At 26.3% G+C, this 18,473-nt stretch carries 14 protein-coding genes; 10 read left to right on the forward strand and 4 right to left on the reverse strand.

Features of this window, described 5'->3' with window-relative positions:
• Window positions 1–350: 350 nt before the first annotated feature.
• Genes ALANTH_RS09675 through ALANTH_RS09685 form a run of 3 tightly spaced genes read right to left on the reverse strand, consistent with a single transcriptional unit; the run spans window position 351 to window position 2,744 of the window.
• Complete coding sequence (locus ALANTH_RS09675; protein WP_026808321.1) at window positions 351–977, reverse strand: hypothetical protein; 627 nt, start codon at window positions 975–977, stop codon at window positions 351–353.
• Complete coding sequence (locus tag ALANTH_RS09680) at window positions 974–2,173, reverse strand: glycosyltransferase family protein (protein WP_026808320.1); 1,200 nt, start codon at window positions 2,171–2,173, stop codon at window positions 974–976. Before ALANTH_RS09680 ends, ALANTH_RS09675 begins: the two co-directional genes overlap by 4 nt.
• Window position 2,174: 1 nt before the next feature.
• Entirely contained in the window at window positions 2,175–2,744 is a 570-nt protein-coding gene (locus tag ALANTH_RS09685) for an anthranilate synthase component II (RefSeq protein ID WP_026804085.1), read from the reverse strand.
• A 158-nt stretch (window positions 2,745–2,902) separates the two neighbouring features.
• On the opposite strand from ALANTH_RS09685, the gene ALANTH_RS09690 reads away from it, so the two are divergent.
• From ALANTH_RS09690 to ALANTH_RS09735, 10 genes are all read left to right on the forward strand, one after another.
• A complete protein-coding gene (locus ALANTH_RS09690) occupies window positions 2,903–3,910 on the forward strand; it encodes a Fe(3+) ABC transporter substrate-binding protein (RefSeq protein WP_026804084.1) in 1,008 nt (335 codons plus the stop codon).
• Window positions 3,901–5,469 (forward strand): ABC transporter permease, encoded by a 1,569-nt coding sequence (locus ALANTH_RS09695; protein ID WP_026808319.1) that lies wholly within the window; start codon window positions 3,901–3,903, stop codon window positions 5,467–5,469. The genes ALANTH_RS09690 and ALANTH_RS09695 overlap by 10 nt, the downstream gene beginning before the upstream one ends.
• Window positions 5,466–6,401, forward strand: coding sequence for an ABC transporter ATP-binding protein (locus ALANTH_RS09700; protein ID WP_026808318.1), 936 nt, complete (start codon window positions 5,466–5,468; stop codon window positions 6,399–6,401). Before ALANTH_RS09695 ends, ALANTH_RS09700 begins: the two co-directional genes overlap by 4 nt.
• Window positions 6,402–6,409: 8 nt before the next feature.
• Window positions 6,410–7,393 (forward strand): helix-turn-helix domain-containing protein, encoded by a 984-nt coding sequence (locus ALANTH_RS09705; RefSeq protein ID WP_026804081.1) that lies wholly within the window; start codon window positions 6,410–6,412, stop codon window positions 7,391–7,393.
• A gap of 111 nt (window positions 7,394–7,504) precedes the next feature.
• Window positions 7,505–9,565, forward strand: a complete 2,061-nt coding sequence (locus ALANTH_RS09710; protein ID WP_029888405.1) for a TonB-dependent siderophore receptor — start codon at window positions 7,505–7,507, stop codon at window positions 9,563–9,565.
• A 232-nt stretch (window positions 9,566–9,797) separates the two neighbouring features.
• Window positions 9,798–11,957, forward strand: coding sequence for a TonB-dependent siderophore receptor (locus ALANTH_RS09715; protein ID WP_051583711.1), 2,160 nt, complete (start codon window positions 9,798–9,800; stop codon window positions 11,955–11,957).
• 200 nt (window positions 11,958–12,157) lie between these two features.
• Entirely contained in the window at window positions 12,158–14,218 is a 2,061-nt protein-coding gene (locus ALANTH_RS09720; RefSeq protein WP_029888407.1) for a TonB-dependent siderophore receptor, read from the forward strand.
• An 11-nt stretch (window positions 14,219–14,229) separates the two neighbouring features.
• Window positions 14,230–14,532, forward strand: a complete 303-nt coding sequence (locus tag ALANTH_RS09725) for a hypothetical protein (RefSeq protein WP_026804078.1) — start codon at window positions 14,230–14,232, stop codon at window positions 14,530–14,532.
• A gap of 9 nt (window positions 14,533–14,541) precedes the next feature.
• On the forward strand, window positions 14,542–16,095 hold the full coding sequence (locus ALANTH_RS09730; protein ID WP_026808315.1) for a PepSY-associated TM helix domain-containing protein: 1,554 nt from the start codon (window positions 14,542–14,544) through the stop codon (window positions 16,093–16,095).
• Window positions 16,088–16,597 (forward strand): hypothetical protein, encoded by a 510-nt coding sequence (locus ALANTH_RS09735; protein WP_026808314.1) that lies wholly within the window; start codon window positions 16,088–16,090, stop codon window positions 16,595–16,597. The genes ALANTH_RS09730 and ALANTH_RS09735 overlap by 8 nt, the downstream gene beginning before the upstream one ends.
• Window positions 16,598–16,731: 134 nt before the next feature.
• Here ALANTH_RS09735 and ALANTH_RS09740 read toward each other — a convergent pair whose 3' ends face one another.
• Entirely contained in the window at window positions 16,732–18,318 is a 1,587-nt protein-coding gene (locus tag ALANTH_RS09740; RefSeq protein ID WP_026808313.1) for a nitrite/sulfite reductase, read from the reverse strand.
• Window positions 18,319–18,473 lie beyond the last annotated feature (155 nt).

Here is an 18,473-nt window from a genome sequence, read left to right on the forward strand (position 1 = left end):
CTAAACATATCTTTATAGTGTTTGAAACTGACATATTCTATAATTACTCTTAAAATTATATATCTATCTCTAAACATACTCTCTTATTCGTTAGTTACAAAATTATCACTCAAATTATAGACAAGTTCTTAATCTATACATCATCTCTGACATACAAACTCTCCACTTGTACATTTTTTTTATTTTTTTAACAATCATATATTCGGTTTATAAAGATTACTTCTCTATCACCGTCTTAAACTTTAAAGAACTTTTAACCCTTCTGGTCAAATTGGACGGGAATTATAATAGCTTTTTTTTCCTTTGTCAAGAGTATTGCGCTTAATCTAAGCTTAAATTTTGGAAATTATCTATTTCTTAGATAAAAGCTCGATAAATCCAGTATCTTGATGTATACTAATTTCTCTAAATTCATTTGAATTTGATATAAACTTTATTTTACAAGGCTTTTTTATTTCATATTCATAACTTCCTGATACTAAATTAGATAATTTTGAATAAACTTTTCCATCTTCACCAAAAGATATTTGTCCTAGAGACGTTGTATTATTACAACTTATATCTACATCTTTTATATCATAGTTTTTTAATAATACAAACTTACTATTTTCATTATTTAATCTACAATAATTTGAACTATAAATATATTTATTTGTAAGAGGATCTTTTAATGTCTCTTTTTGATTAGGATGCCCTGTGTCATTATTCTCACTATAGATAGAAAAATATATCCCTCCACCTTCACTTTCTCTACACCTAAAAAATTTAATAGTCCATCGTTTTTTATGCCATAATTGTTCTTCTGAATAAACATCATCACTCAAAGCTTTAAATCTTGTAAAATTTAAATAAATTAAAATTCTATTGCTTACTTCATCTAATTTGCTTATATTTTTTTTAGGTATAAAAATAGAATAGATTATTCCTAGTAGAATTATTACAGTTACAAATTCTATTAAGATAAATGATTTTTTCATATTAACTTTTTAATATAAACTGAAAAAAGTTCTATCCCATAATAATCTATTGATATTTTTTCATCATAGTTATAAAACTCTTTTGTAGATAAAAAATAATTATCTGACTCTAAGATTTCATAAAATTTCAATCTTATAGCTAAATTTTTATCGTCACAAAGAACTCCATATATTCCATGTTTTTTTAATTCTTGTGATATTTCTTTAATAAAATGATACTGGTAAACAAAGTGCCTTTCAGGTTTTGGAAGAAGTAAATAAATAGGCTTATTAACAAATGTAAATAATACATTTATAAATAACAATAAAATAGTCGAAATTGCAATAAAACTATATACTTTTCTAAATTCTTTTAATCTAACTCTATATGAATGTAAAAATATTTTAATAAGAGAAGGGATAACAACTACAACATAAGGAGCAAAATCTTCTATATATATTTTTTGTCTAAAAGATGCTAGAATTGATAATACAAGTGCGGTAGAAGCTATATACCAACTCAAATCCATATCTTTTTTTAGTAAAACTCTATAAAGTGAATATAAAAAATATATAAATAGAACTGGTGATAATATAGCAGCATACATTCCAAAAGTATCTATTAAAAAACCTCTTGGTTTACCATCTGTTGATACTCCATAAATATATAAAGATAAAATAAAAAGTATTGATGAAATATATAAAAGTTTTCTATCTTTCGTTTTAAATGAGAAAAAGAAAAGAGCTAAAAAAAATATTGCAAAAGAGTTATCTACAAATAATACAAAAGGTAATAAGTAATATAAATGTTTATTATGCTTTTTATAATAGTATATATATAAAAGTGTTAAAAATGTGCAGATAATTGCTGTATTTACTAAAAGTGAAGCACTTAAAACTCCAGGTAAAAGCATAAAAATACAAATAGATATAAATCTATCAGATTCATATTTAAAATAATTTTCTGTTATTTTATACATTAAAAGTACACTTAGAATATACATACTTATAAAAGGTAATCTTAAAGCTAAATCACTTTGTCCAAAAAAATATATAGAAGCTTTTGTAATAATTGATAAAATTGAATTATTCTCATATAAATTTAAAGCCTCTTTATATGAAATACTCAAATAAAATTGTGTTTGAATAAGAAGTAAACATACAATAAAAAATAATAATATATAGAAGTATAATGTATATTTACTTTTAAGAAACATATTATATCTTTAAAAAATTATCAATTATTTTATGCCCATATTCACTCATAATTGATTCTGGATGAAATTGAACTCCAAAAATTTGCTTATCTTTAATTTCTAAAGACATAATCTCATCATCATCGTCACTTTTTGAAGTTACAATAATAGTATTTGGTAAATTATTTTTTTCAACAATTAAAGAATGGTATCTTGTTTGAATAAACTCTTTTGGCAAAGTACTAAAAATCTTTGTATCATGTGTAACTTTGATTAATGAAGTTTTACCATGCATCATATTTTTTGCTCTTACAACTTTTGCTCCAAATACTTGTGCTATTGCTTGATGACCTAAACAAATCCCAAAAATTGGTTTTTTATCAGAATAATATTTTATAACTTCAAGGCAAACTCCTGCATCATCTGGAGTTGCAGGACCTGGAGAAATTATGATTTTACTAGGATTTAAAGCTATTATTTCTTCTAAACTCAACTCATCATTTCTAATTACTTTTAAATTTGCTCCCAATTCTAAACAATATTGAACAATATTATATGTAAAACTATCATAGTTATCTATCATTAAAATCATATTTTACCTTTTTAAAAATTGTGCTATTATACCAATTAAGTTTTTAATCTATAATTTCAACATCCTAATAACCATTCTTACTATTAACCTTTATCAAAGTTTAAAGAGTATATTATTTTGTCTTAACTTAAATTAGATTAAATCAAAAGGAGTATAATATGATTAAGAAATTAGCCTTAAGTTCGCTTCTACTTACAAATTTTTTATTTGCAAATAATGAAGTAAATGTATATTCACAAAGACATTATGATTCTGATAAAGCTTTATTTAAACATTTTGAAGAAAAAACTGGAATTAAAGTAAATTTAGTAACAGCAAAAGCTGAAGAGTTAGTTTCAAGACTAGCTATTGAAGGTGCTAATTCACCTGCTGATATTTTAATAACTGCTGATATTGGAAATTTATATGATGCAAAAAAAAGAGATCTACTTCAAAAAGTTGAATCAAAAACTTTAGAAGAAAATATTCCAAGTCACTTAAGAGATGAAGATGGAAAATGGTTTTCACTTACAAAAAGAGCTAGACTTTTCGTTTATAATCCAAAAACTGTAGATCCAAAAGATTTAGATGATTATTTTTCTCTTACTAAACCACAATTTAAAGGTAAAGTTATAACTAGAACTTCAACTCACCCTTATAACAAATCAATGTTAGCTTCTATTATTGCCCATTATGGAGAAGATAAAGCTTTAGAATTTGCAAAAGGATTAGTAAATAATTTTGCTAGAAATCCAAAAGGTGCAGATAAAGATCAAATTAGAGCAGTAGCTTCTGGAGAAGCTGATATTGCTATTGTAAACTCTTACTATTTAGGAGTTATGGCAAATAGTGGTGATAAAGTTGATGAAGAGATAGCAAAAGAAGTAAAAGTATTTTTCCCTGCACAAAATACAACAGGAACTCATATTAATATTTCTGGTGCATCAGTTACAAAATTTGCTCCAAATAAAGAAAATGCTATAAAACTAATTGAATTTTTAACAAGTGTTGATGCTCAAGGAGAATTAGCTCAAGGAAATTATGAATATCCAGTAAACCCAAAGGTTAAACCTGCTGGAATAGTTGCTTCTTGGGGAGAATTTAAAGAAGATACAATCCCTTTAAATGAAGTTGGAAAATACACAAAAAAAGCAGTTGAAGTGGCAACAAAAGGAAAATGGAAATAAAAAATTTAAAATCCTATATAGCTCCAATTCTGGGGCTATGTATAGCATTACCAATACTAATTTTAATTGCATATTTTATATTTAGTGGTTCGTTTAACAAAGAATTTTTACAAAGTGATTTCTTAATTGAATACACTTTAAATACTACTCATCTCATAATTGGAACAGCTATCTTCGTAATCATCATAGGTACAATAACATCTTATTTAAGTGCAAGATTTACATATTTTGGAAGTAAATTTTTTGCTATTTGTTTTGTTCTTCCTTTAGCTTATCCTGCCTATATTTTTGGATATACATATGTTGGTTTTTTTGAGTTTAGAGGACTTTTATCACAAATATTAGGAAATACATCTGTAAAACTTGATGTTTTAAATATGAGTGGTGCTATATTTGTATTTACAATAGCTATGTTTCCATATGTTTATATCCTAGCTAGAGTTTCTTTTGCATCCATATCATCAACAGTTATAGAACTAATATCTTTACAAAAAATCAATCCTATAAAAGCTTTTTTCAAAGTATATTTACCACTAGCTTATCCAGCTATTTTTGCAGGAACAATATTAGCTATTATGGAAACTTTAAGTGATTATGGAACAGTTTTATATTTTGGAATTGAGACTTTTAGCGTAGGTATTTTTAAAAGTTGGTTTGGATATGGAGATTTAAGTGGCGCTATCAATGTTGCTATTGTACTTCTTGTTTTTATATTTTCTATTTTATTAGTAGAATATAATATTAGAAAAAAATTTAGATTTACAAGTTCAACTCATAGTGCAAAAAAAGCAAATAAAATAATTTTAAAAGGGAAATATAACTTTTTAGCATTTCTTATATCTTTTATTATTAGCTCTTTCACTTTATTTATTCCTACTTCTATTTTAATTTATTGGACTTTTTTAGATATACATACTTTAGATTATGAAGCATTTAATCTACTATTTAATACTTTAAATTTAAATATTATTTCGAGTTTATTTATAGTAACTTTAGCATTCTTTATAGTATATTTTATAAGAAAGTTTCCTTCTAAAATATCAAGTGTTACTCATAAATTATCAATATTAGGATATTCTATTCCTGGTGCAGTTGTTGCTGTTGGATTAATCATTATTGCAAATTTTATAGATAAAAGCTTAGGAATATTCTTTTTTAGTGGATCATTTATCATTTTAATTTTTGCTTATACCACTAGATATTTTGCATCAAGTATTGGCTCAGTTGAAAATGGCTTTAGCAAAATAGATAGTAGTATAGATGATACAAGTAAAATATTTTGTAAAAATGAAGCACAATCTATTTTTAAGATTTATTTACCACTTTTAAAACCTTATTTGATAAGTGGATTTTTAATTCTTTACATAGATATAGCGAAAGAACTTCCAGCAACACTTATTTTACGACCTTTTAACTTTGATACTTTAGCTATCAGAATCTATGAATTAGCAACAAATGAAATGCTTTATAAAACTGGATTTCCTTCATTAATCCTTGTTTTAACAACTGCTGTTGCAGTTTTACTATTAAATTCAAAATTTGTAAGAAGAAGAAAATGAAAAAAATTGTAGAAATTAAAAATTTAAAAAAATCATTTTGTAAAGGTAATGTTTGTGTAGCTAATAATATTGATTTATCATTTAACGAAGGAGAAATTTTTACAATATTAGGTACAAGTGGAAGTGGTAAAACTACTTTTTTAAGAATGTTATCTGGACTTGAGAAACCTGATTCTGGAGAAATTTTTATAGATGATAAAGAAGTTTTTTCAAAACATATTGATTTAGAACCAAGAGATAGAGGAGTTGCAATAGTTTTTCAAAACTATGCTTTACTTCCACATATTGATGTTTCTTCTAATATTCTTTTTGGAAGTAATGCATCAAAAAATGAACTTGAAGATGTATTAACAAAAACAAAACTAAAAGGTCATGAAAATAAATATCCACATGAGTTAAGTGGAGGGCAACAACAACGTGTCGCACTAGCTCGTGCAATTATAAATAAGCCTAAAATATTACTTTTAGATGAACCATTAAGTAATATTGATACAGAATTAAGAAATATTTTAAGAGTTGAATTAAAAGAGATGATAAAATCTTTTAATATAACTGCTCTATTTATAACTCACGATAAAGAAGATGCTTTTTTCTTATCTGATAGAATAGCTATCATGCTTGGTGGAGATATTTTACAAGTAGGAACATCAAAAGAAGTTTATAATAACCCTGTAGATTTATACTGCGCAAAATTTTTAGGAAAGATTACAAAAGTAAGTGAAAATTCTTATATCCGTCCTGAAAATATAAAAATTTGTAAGGATGGTAATATTAAAGGAATTGTAAAAGAAAATACTTTTTATGGAAACTTTAATGAAATAATAGTAGATGTAAATGGACAAAATTTATTAATCAATAGTTTCTACGATAGCCCAAATATTGGAGAAACTATAAATTTAAGTTTTGAGAATAAAATTTTAAACTTTTCATAGGATATTTTATGAGTATTATTCCAAAAGTAGATCTTTATACTTGGTTAGACTTTCAAAAAGAGATATTAAATCCTTTTGAAAGAGTAATTCATGTTAGAACTATAAATAAAAATTTAGGAGATGGTAATTACTTTTGGTATGATATGGGAAATGGTATAGGTATTTTAATAAGAAATTTCACGCCTAATAAAGATATTATACTAATTGAACAAAGTGGTGGTGTAGCAGGAGCAACTTTTATTTTTAATCTAGGAGAAGAGCTAAACTATTCTTTTCCAAATAATGAAACCCTTAAATTAAAAAATAAAAGCTTTTTTTTAGATCTTATTTCAGATGAATTTCATGCAGAAAATCATCTAAAAAAAGGTAAGAATTATATTTCTATAATGATTGCTATAAAGGAAGAACTTTTTTTAGAACTTGCATCTCCTATAAAAAATATTAAAGATTATATGAAAGAGGCTTATAAAAACACTAGACATCACATATATAATGGTAATATTGATTTAGAACAAATAGAGATTTTAAATAAATTTAATAATAGTTATTTTGAAAAAAATCTATTAAAAAATATATATTTAGAATCAAGAGGTATGAGTTTATTACACTATACTATTGAAAGAATTGCAAAAAAATTGAACCCTTCAAATATCAAACACAATAAAAATATAATCTCTAATTTAGAAAGAGCTAAAGATATTATAATGAAAGATTATGATAAAAATTTATCAATCAAAGATATTGCTTATAAATCTGCAATAAATGAATGCTATTTAAAAAAATATTTTAAAGAATATTTTGGAATAACAATATTAGAAATGTTACAAAAAAGAAGGCTAGAAGTAGCAAAAGATCTTTTAAAAGATGATTTTAATATAAATGAAGTCGTTTTAAAAATAGGATATAAGCATACTGGTCATTTTTCTAAATTATTTTTTGATAACTTCAAAATTTCTCCTAGTGAGTATAAGAAACAACTAAATATTTCTTAATTTTTCCTTTTTACAGTTCAATTCTTCCTCTTTATGATTTTCAAATATTGATAACAACTATTTATTTTTTATATTATTCCTCCACTTAAATAAACCAAGGGAGAAGAAATAATGAAAATAAAATTAGCATTTTCAGTTGCTACAATTTTAGCTACAGGAATATATTTACATGCGAATGAAACTACAAAGTTAGATACTATAACTGTAGGTGAAACTTCAAATTATAATTATCAAAGTGATAATAAAACAGAGTTAAATAGAACTCAAATATCTAAAATAGAAACCGCAAAATCTATTCAAACTTTCAATAAAAATTTTATTGAAGATGCAGCTCTTCAAAATATAGAGAATATTATAACTATGTCATCAAATACAGTTTATACAGGTGATAATCATGGACGAACAAATGATATATCAATTAGAGGATTTTCAGGAGTTCCTATTTTACTCGATGGTATAAGATTTACAAATAAACTAGCACATCCAGAAGTTTTTGGTCTTGAAGCAGTTGAAGTTTTAAAAGGTCCTGATTCTTTACAATATGGACAATCAAGTCCAGGAGGGTTAGTAAATTTAGTAAAGAAAAAACCTACTAAAAACTCTTTAGCTTCAATAGAATTTGAAGCAACAGATAATCCATCTTATAGTCCAAAACTTGATTTAGGAGGAAGTTTAAATGATGATAAATCTTTATATTTTAGATTAACATCAGTTTTAAAATATGATGAGGGATGGACAAATTCTAATACTGATACAAATAAAATATTTATAGCTCCAAGTTTAGCTTATAATATAAATGATAATCATACAGCTACTATTTTAGCAGAATATACAAATGAAAAAACTCCTTCAAATTTTGGAACTTATGTAAATAGTAAAGGAAAATTAGTAGCTCCTATAAAAAATATGAGTTCACATCCTGATGAAAAGTTTGAAAAAACACAAAAAATTGCTGGTTTTGATTTAGATAGTATTTTTGATACTTGGAGCTCTAATTTTAGATATAGATATATTGATTATATTGGAGAAAATGGAAATGTTGCATTTCCTTTTATGTATCAAGAAGCAACAGGTAATTTATTAAGGTTTTTTGCTATACAAAACCAAAAATACCAAGAACATGCTTCTCAATACACTTTAAATAAAGAAGTTGATATCTTTGGTTTAAAAAATAGATTTACTATTGGAGCTGATTATAACAAAGCTTACTCAGAACAAATTATGTTTGCAGATATGACTACATTTTATCCTATAAATTTTTCAAATCCAAATTATGAACATCTTACAAATTTAAAAGACCATCCAAATGCAGTAAATATGTCAGTACCAAAAAATAGTGTAGAAAGTTATGGTATATTTATTCAAAATAGTATTAATTTAACTGATAATTTAATTTTTAGTGCAGGAATTAGATATGATGAAGTAAAACCTCAAAATAGTCAAAAAAGTGATGCAACAACTCCATCATTTGGATTAGTTTATAATATATCACCACAAACAACTCTTTTTACAAACTATTCTCAATCATTTACTCCAACTACAAGTATAGATAGAAATGGTAAAGTTTTAGACCCAGAAAAAGGAAAAGGATATGAAATAGGGATTAAACAAAAAATATTTGATGATAAATTTGATTTAACTAGTTCAATTTTTAAAATAGAGAAAGAAAATGTTGCTACTTTGGATATCGTTATGGGAAGTCCTATCTTTTATTATAAAGCAAGTGGTCAACAAGAAAGCCAAGGATTTGAAATTGATTTAAGTGGAGAAATTACAGATAATTGGTCACTTGTTGCTTCTTATGGTTATACAAATACAAAAAATAAAAACGTTAATAATAATGATTTGGTAAACATTCCTAATCATACTGCAAATTTATTTACAACATATCGACTAACATCTTTAAATCTACCAGATTTTTATGTAGGTGGTGGTGCAAAATATATAGGAAGTAAATATGCAAATGAAGCAAATACTATAGAACTTGATTCTGCAGTTATTTATAATGCAACTATTGGATATAAAAAAGGTAATTGGAGAGCAAGTTTGAGTGTACAAAACTTAACAGATAAAGAGTATGTAGATGGAGCACTTATAAGTGATGCAAGAGGTACTAGAGTATATGCAGGAACTCCTAGAACTTTTTTAGCTTCTGTTTCATATAAATTCTAGAATATATAAATCATATAGTAATTACTTCTGTGATTTAAAATATTAACCGCCATTTTGGCGGTAGAATATAATTTAAATATTTATATTCTTAAATTATTAGGTTAAAACAGCTATTTATTATTTGTTTTTTCTTTTTCTAGTTCATTTTTTCCTCTTTATGATTTAAAAATATTGATAACAACTATTTATTTTTATACTATTCCAAGCTTAAATTAAAAAGAAGGAAAAGAAGATGAAAATAAAAATAGCACTTTCAGTTGCTACTATTTTAGCTATGGGAGTATATTTAAATGCAAATGAAACTACAAAGCTTGATGCAATAACAGTTAAAGAAGCACAAACAAATCCAAAAAATTCATATACAATAAAAGAAACAAGTTCATCTACAAAACTTGATTTATCTTTAAAAGAAACTCCTCAATCAATATCAGTTATTACTCAACAACAAATTGAAGATCAAAATCTTCAAGATATAAATGATATTTTACTTCAAACTCCAGGAGTAAGTGTAACTCAAATGGGACAAAAAACATCTGGATTCGCATGGTATTATGCTAGAGGGATGAGGATTTCAAATATTCAATTAGATGGTGTACCTACAACATCAAGAGCTTCTGGTATGGCAGAATTAATGGGATTAGAAAGTTCTGCTTTATATGAAAGAGTTGAAGTTACAAGAGGTTCAACTGGACTTACAAATGGAAGTGGAAATCCAAGTGCTAGTATAAATTATGTTAGAAAAAAACCTACAAAAGATTTTCAAGGAAATGCAAAAATATCTTATGGAAGTTGGGATACATATAAAGGACAATTAGATATTTCTGGTGGATTAAATGAAGATAAAAGTATAAGAGGAAAACTTGTAGCAAGTTATGCAGATGGAGATAATCAACAAGATAGATATCACTCAAAAAATAGTTTAGTTTATGGTGCTTTAGATTTTGATTTATCAGATAATACACTTTTAACAACTTCTATTGCTTATCAAAAAGTAAAAGCTAATGATGTTTCTGTTCATCATTTTAGACAAGAATTTAAAGATACTTCTAAAACTCTAAAACAAGATCAAAATATATTTGGTAGAAAAGATAATCCAGCTGCAGATTGGGCATATATGGATTCAGAAAAAACAAATTTTTCTTTAGGATTAGAACACTATTTTAATAATGATTGGAAAGCTGTTGCAAATTATTCATATTCAAAAACTGATGTAGAAAGACTTATAGGATTATCAAGAACTGTATTAAATCCAACTACAGGTAAAATAGAAGGAATGGCTATGGCAAGTAAAAATACTCCTGATGTTAATTCAATAGATTTATATGCATCTGGTAATATTAAAGCCTTTAATAGAGAACATAAATTATCTTTTGGAATAAATGGATATAGTTTAAAATCTGATGACCCTAGTCTTACTGTAAACTTTCCATCAACTGGAAATGCTAATATAACTGTTCCATATCAAGGTTGGAATGGAAAAGTAGAAAAACCTATAGTTAAAGAAAATGGGAGAAATAAAGTTGATGAAAAAGAAATAGGAGCTTTTGCTGCTTTAAATATTGAATTATCTGACCCTTTACATTTTATAATTGGAGCTAGAGTAACTAATTTTGAAAGAGTAAATAACAAAGGAAAAGTAGATAAAAATGGAAAATCAACTGAAAAAACACAAAAACATACTGGAGAATTCATTCCATATACAGGTTTAGTATATGATATAAATCAGAATTTTACAACATATGCTAGTTATACATCTATATTTAATCCAACTTCAGTAAGAAAAGATTCTAGTGGAAATTATCTTGATCCAGAGGAAGGAAATACTGTTGAATTTGGATTAAAATCAGAATTCTTTGATGGAAAACTAAATTCAAGCATTGCTTATTTTATAACAAAACAAGATAACTTAGCTGTTAAAACTGATCCTTTAGAATTTACTCCAGAAGGTGATGATGCTTATAAGACTGTTAATGGTGCTAAAATCAAAGGTTGGGATTTAACTATTGGTGGAGAAATTTTACCAAACTGGAATATTTCTGGTGGATATTCTTACACAAGTCCAAAAGATAAAGATGGTAAAAGATTAGATGCTGCTTATGTACCAAAACAAACATTTAAAATATTTACTAATTATAAATACAATAAGCTAACTCTTGGTGGTGGTATTAATTGGCAAAGTGAGATTTATAGGAATGCAGAATATCGTTCTGGAACAATATCTCAAAAAGCTTATGCAGTAGTAAATGCTATGGCAAAATATGAAGTTAATAAAGGCTTTGATGTAATTTTAAATGCTAATAATATTTTTGATAAAGAGTATAAATATTTTCCAAGTGAAGGTGGTTATGGAGATGAAAGAAATTATACTTTATCTTTAAATTATAAATTTTAAAGTAATAAATAAACCACGATTACAGTGGTTTATTTATTACATATTTATCATTATTAGTTATATTAATAATACAAAAAACTACATATATTTTATTTTTCCTTTTTTTAGTTTAATTTTTCCCTTTTATGATTTTTAAATATTGATAACAACTATTTATTTTTATATTATTCCAAGCTTAAATTATAAAGAAGGAAAAGAAGATGAAAATAAAATTAGCACTTTCAGTTGCTACTATTTTAGCTATGGGAGTATCTTTAACTGCAGATGAAACTACAAAATTAGATACTATAACAGTAGGTGGAACTCAAAGTTATAATTATCAAAGCAATGAAAAAACAAAAATAAATAGAACTGGTATACCAAAAGAAGATATGTCAAAATCTGTTCAAACTTTTAATCAAATTTTTATTGAAGATGCAGCTCTTCAAAATATTGATGATATCATAACTATGTCTTCAAATACAGTTTATACAGGAAGTAATCATGGAAGAACTAATTTAATTTCAATGAGAGGATTTTCAGGAGTTCCTATTTTATTTGATGGAATAAAATTTACAAATAAAATATCTCGTCCTGAAGTTTTCGGGCTTGAAGCAGTTGAAGTATTAAAAGGTCCTGATTCTTTACAATATGGACAATCAAGTCCAGGAGGATTAGTAAATTTAGTAAAGAAAAAACCTGTAAAAGATAATTTTGCAAATATAGAATTTGAAGCTAGTGATAATCCATCATATAGCCCAAAACTTGATATTGGAGGAAGTTTAAATAATGACAAATCTTTATATTTTAGATTAACTTCTGTTCTAAAATATGATGAGGGATGGACAAATTCTAATACTGATACAAATAAAATATTTATAGCTCCAAGTTTAGCTTATGATATAAATGATAATAATACTGTAACTTTAGTAGCTGAATATACAGATCAAACCGAACCTTCAGATTTTGGAACTTATGTAAATAGTAAGGGAAAACTTGTAGCTCCTATAAAAAATACAATATCTCATCCAGATGAAGAATTTGAAAAAACACAAAAAGTTATTGGATTAGATTTAGATAGTACTTTTGATACTTGGAATTCAAATTTTAGATATAGATTTATTGATTATAAAGGTGTTAATGGAGATGTTCATATGCCACAAAGATTTAATGAAGCAACAAATACAGTATCAAGAGTATATGCTTACCAAAAACAAGAATCTTCTGAACATGCGTTACAATATACTTTAAATAAAGAATTTGACTTATTTGGTAAAAAAAATCATATAAGTGTTGGAACAGATTATAATAAATCTTATTCAAAAACTATCATGTTTTTTGAACCAACAAAAATGTTTAATATTGATTTAAGAAATCCAAATTATGAACATCTTACAAATTTAAAAGATCATCCAAATGCTAGAAATATGTCAGGGAATAGAACATATGTAGAATCTTATGGAATATTTTTACAAGATAGTATATATTTAACTGATGATTTAATATTCAATGCTGGAGTAAGATATAGTGAATCAAAACCACAAAATGGTCAAAAAAGTGATGCAACATCTCCATCATTTGGTTTAGTTTATCATGTAACTCCAGAAACAACACTATTTGCTAATTACTCTGAGTCATTTGAACCAAATAGTGCAACAGATGTAAATAACAAGATTTTAGATCCAGAAACTGGAAAAGGATATGAGCTAGGTGTAAAACAAAAACTATTTGATGATAGATTTGATTTATCAGCTTCTATCTTTAAAATAGAAAAAGAGAATATTGCACTTCCTGATCCAAATGCACCAGCTATTGGAGGTTGGTCTATTTCAAGTGGAAAACAAGAAAGTCAAGGATTAGAACTTGATGTTAGTGGAGAAATTACAGAAAATTGGTCTATAGTAGCATCTTATGGGTATACTGATACAAAAAATAAAGATGCAAATAATAAAGAGTTAAGAAATATTCCAAATCATACTGCAAATTTATTTACAACTTATAAACTAACTTCTATAAATCTACCAGATTTTTACATAGGTGGTGGAGCTAAATACTTAGGTAGTAAATATGCAGATGACGCAAATACTATAAAATTTGATTCTGAAATTATTTATAATGCAACTATTGGATATAAAAAAGGTAATTGGAGAGCAAACTTAAGTGTACAAAACTTTACAGATAAAGAGTATGTAGATGGCGCATTTACAAGCAATGCTGCTGGAACTAGAGTATATGTAGGGGCTCCTAGAACTTTCTTAGCTTCTGTTTCTTATAAATTCTAAGAGAATAGAATATGTTAAAAAAAACTTATGAATATTTAGCTACACCTGAAGTTTCAGGGAAAAAAATAGGATTATTTAGAACATTGGCCGCCATTTTTGGCGGTCTATTTGTTGCTTATTTAGGTATGACTTTACTTGCATTTATAATACCTATGGAAGTTAAACAATCAGGAATAATTTCAATTATGTTCAATACATTAGCATGGGCCTGTTCTGCTACTTGGATAGCATTGTCTTATACAAAACTTGAAGCATTATTAAAAGCTGTAATTCCTACTTTGATTTTTGCTATATCACTTTATATTTTATATTAGGAAAAGTTTATGGAAAAATCAAAATTATTTAAACAAAGGCTTTTTGCACTTCATATAGCTGCTGGGATTACATTTTCGATTATTATGTACCTTGCAGTATATTTTGGAGTATTTGCTATATTCTTACCACAAATTCAAGCTTGGGAAAAACCTTCACGATATATAGAAAAAGTTGATATTACAAAAATTGACTACAACTATATGGTAGAAGAAGCTTTAAAAAATCCAGATTTCCCAAAAGATAATATCCTTATAAATCTTCCTGGTCGTATTGGAGAAACAGCAGTTAATGTAACAAATAGATTTGTAAAACCTGTTGTTTTTGACCCATTTACAAAAGAGATTTTAGAAGATGAAGGTAAAGAAATCACAAATCTAGCATCTTTTTTAAATGAACTTCATTACGGACAACCTTTAAAGCTTTTAGGAAGATTAGCATTTGGATTTACAGCAGTTGGAACTTTGGCATTGGTAATAACGGGACTACTTTTGATTTATTATTTTAAATTTAATTATAAAACAAAAAATCAACAGGGATTATTTTCAACATTACATGTAAAAATTTTTACTTGGGCTTTCTTACCATTTTTACTTATTACAATAAGTGGAGGTGTTATGAATGTTGGATTAATATCAGCACCTCCAATGGCAAAAATGCTAACAAAAGGTGAAGCAAAAGCTATAGATGAGCTAGTAGGAAGTACACTTTTCCCTACAAATAAAGCTGTAAAAAAAGAGAATATTTCAGCTTCAATGTTACCTTTAAATGAACTTTTATTAAAAGCTCAAGAGATAAATCCACAGTTAACATTTAAACAAATAAAACTTTCAAATTGGAATGATATAACTGCACGTGTTGAATTTTCAGGGTATAACCCTTACAAACCATTTTTAAATGGTGGAATTTTCAATATCCCTTATGTAGCACTAAATGCTCATACAGGAGAGTTACTTGAAAATAAAAAGGTTTTAGATAATACGGTTCCAGTATTTATAGCAGAAGGATTATTTTTCTTACATTTCTTATTTGGTATTGATATTTTTTCAAGAACTATTATAGCTATTTTAATGGGACTTTGCGGAGTTGCTATTGGTTTTGGTGTTATGTTATGGCTTGAGAAAAAAGCAAAAAAAGTTGAAGGTAAAATAACTTTTTATCATTGGATGGGTAAATTATCTTTAGCAACAATGGTAGGAGTTATTCCTGCAACTGCTATACTATTTGTATTACAATGGATTTTACCATTTGGTTTAGAAGATAGAGTTTTATGGCAACAAGGAATATTTTATAATGTTTGGTTATTTACACTATTTTGGTCATTTTATAGAATAAACTCTTATCAAGCTAGTAAAGAGTTTTTATTTATAGGTGGGATTTTATTTGTATTTGCTTCACTTTTACACTTTATAAAATTTCAAGTTCTTATATCAAATATTTTAGGTGTTGATATTGCTTTAGCTTTATTTGGAATATTACTTATATTTATAGCAAAAAAACTACCAAAAAGAAGAGAAGATTTTATTCTAGCTAAAATTTTAAACAAAGGAAAAACAGATGAATAATATATTTAAAATAGCAATACTTTTGCTAACTCCTCTATATGTTTTTGCACACTCTTTAGTTTTATATGTTGATGATAATAAAGATGGAACAATAACTATAGCAGGAGAATTTAATACAGGAGAAAGTGCAGCAGGAGCATTAGTTAAACTTGAAGCTTTACATTCTGGTGATATACTTTTTCAACAAAGATTAACTGATGATGAAATAATAGTTGATATACCAAAAATTCCATATAAAATAGTTTTAGATGGAGGAGGTGCAGACCATCAAGAAGAAAAGATAGGAATTCCACCACCAAATGGTTTTGATAAAGTAGAAGAAAAGGTTGTAAAAACGGAAGCTAAAAAAGAGCAAAAACCAAATAGAAGCTTGTTACAAATATCATCAAGTCCAGCCGTTACAATAAGTATAGTTTTAGCATTTATATTACTTTTTGCAACAATGCTTGTAAGTATTAGAAATACAAATAAAATATTGAAAAAACTAGAAGATAGTAAATAAAGAGCTTTGCTCTTTATTTATTGAACTGTGAGTTTCAAGATAGATTTTCTTAAAATTTCGATTAAAATTTCTTAGATAACAGTAAATAAAATTTCCTTTTACTATTTTGAAGCTCATAGTTGAGTAAATCTCAACTATTCATCATCATTACTAATACCACCAACTGGTTCTAAAACAGCTAAATAATCTTTGAACCTTGTTTGTCCTAAATTATCTGTTTTATAATCATTTAAAAGATTCTCAATATAATCAACAACTCCAGTTGCTGGAACTTTTACACCAATCTTTTTAGCAATTCTACTTTTACTTGTTCCTTCTAAATTTCCACCTAAAAGTACATCATATCCTTCAACTCTTTCTCCATCAAATCTCATCATACCACCAACGAATCCAATATCAGCAATTTGTGGATGAGAACAAGTATTACCGCATCCTGAGAATGCAATAGTTAAATCTTCTTTAAAATCTGGAAATCTATTTTCAAGTTCAACTAAAACTTTTTTTGCATATTCTTTTGTTTCTGTTATTCCAAACTTACAGAATTCTTTTCCAGTACATGACTGTAATCTTGCTCTAAATGGTGTAGGCTTATATGGATATCCTAGAGCTTCAAATTCATCTGCTAAATCTTGTGTTACCTCATCTCTTACATCATATACTAAAAAGTTTTGTGTTCCAGTTAATGCAATACCACCAACTTCATATTTTTTACATATTTCATAAAACTTAACAAAATCTTCTCCTGCAACTCTTCCAGAATTTGTTGCAAATCCAACATAAGAAAGACCTGTTTGTTTTTGTTTATTTATTCCAAAATGATTTCTATTTTCATATGAAGCAATAAATGGTTCTTGTTCTCCAACTTGTAACTTATATCCAATAGCTTTTTCTATTGTATCTACAAATTTTTCAATTCCCCAATCATTTAAAAGATGTCTTACTCTTGCTTTATTTCTATTACTTCTATTTCCATTATCTCTAAAAATTTCTGCACAAGTAACTGCTACATCTAAAACTTGTTCTGGTTTTACATATCTTAAAGCTCTTGTAGCTATTTGTTTAGATTTTGATAAACCACCACCAATAGTTAAATCAAATAAAACTTCATTTTCTTTATTTTTAAAAGCGGTAAAAGCAACATCTTGAATTTCATGTGCAGCACAGTGACATTTACATCCACTAATTCCTATTTTATATTTTCTTGGAAAATTACAAAATCTATCATCATTTTTATCAAAGTAACTATCTACATCTTTTAGAAGTTGTGTTACATCATATATTTCACCTTCATCTTTTCCACTTACAGGACAGGTCATAATAGGTCTTGGTCCATCTCCTGATGCCATTCTTGAAGTTAATCCAACACTACTTAATAAATCAAAAATAGCTGGAATATCTTTTATTTGGATAAAGTGAAACTGAACATTTTGTCTTGTTGTAAAATCTACTAAACCTTGCGCATATTTTATTCCAATTTCACTCATAACTCTTAATTGCTCTAAGTTCATTCTTGCATCAACAAGTTTTATTCTTTTCATAAAATATTTTTTATCTTCAATCCCATCTTTATTTATATGTGGATACATACCATACCATTTTAAAAGACCTATATATTCATCACTTAAAGGAATTCCTTCTAATGCTTCTTTATATAAATCTTCAACTACTCTTAATGGATTTCTTGAAGCTTTAAGTTGTTCAAGTGCTGATAATTCTGCCATATTTAATCCCTTATAATTTTTTAATTTGTAATTTTACAATAGTTTTAAGAATTATATCTTGATATTTTTAAATATATATTAAAATAAACTTGATTAAATTAATATAGTATTATTTTTGAACTTTAAGTTTTATTTTAGAATAAAAAAAATATTTA

The organism is Aliarcobacter lanthieri (assembly GCF_013201625.1).
GTDB lineage: Bacteria > Campylobacterota > Campylobacteria > Campylobacterales > Arcobacteraceae > Aliarcobacter > Aliarcobacter lanthieri.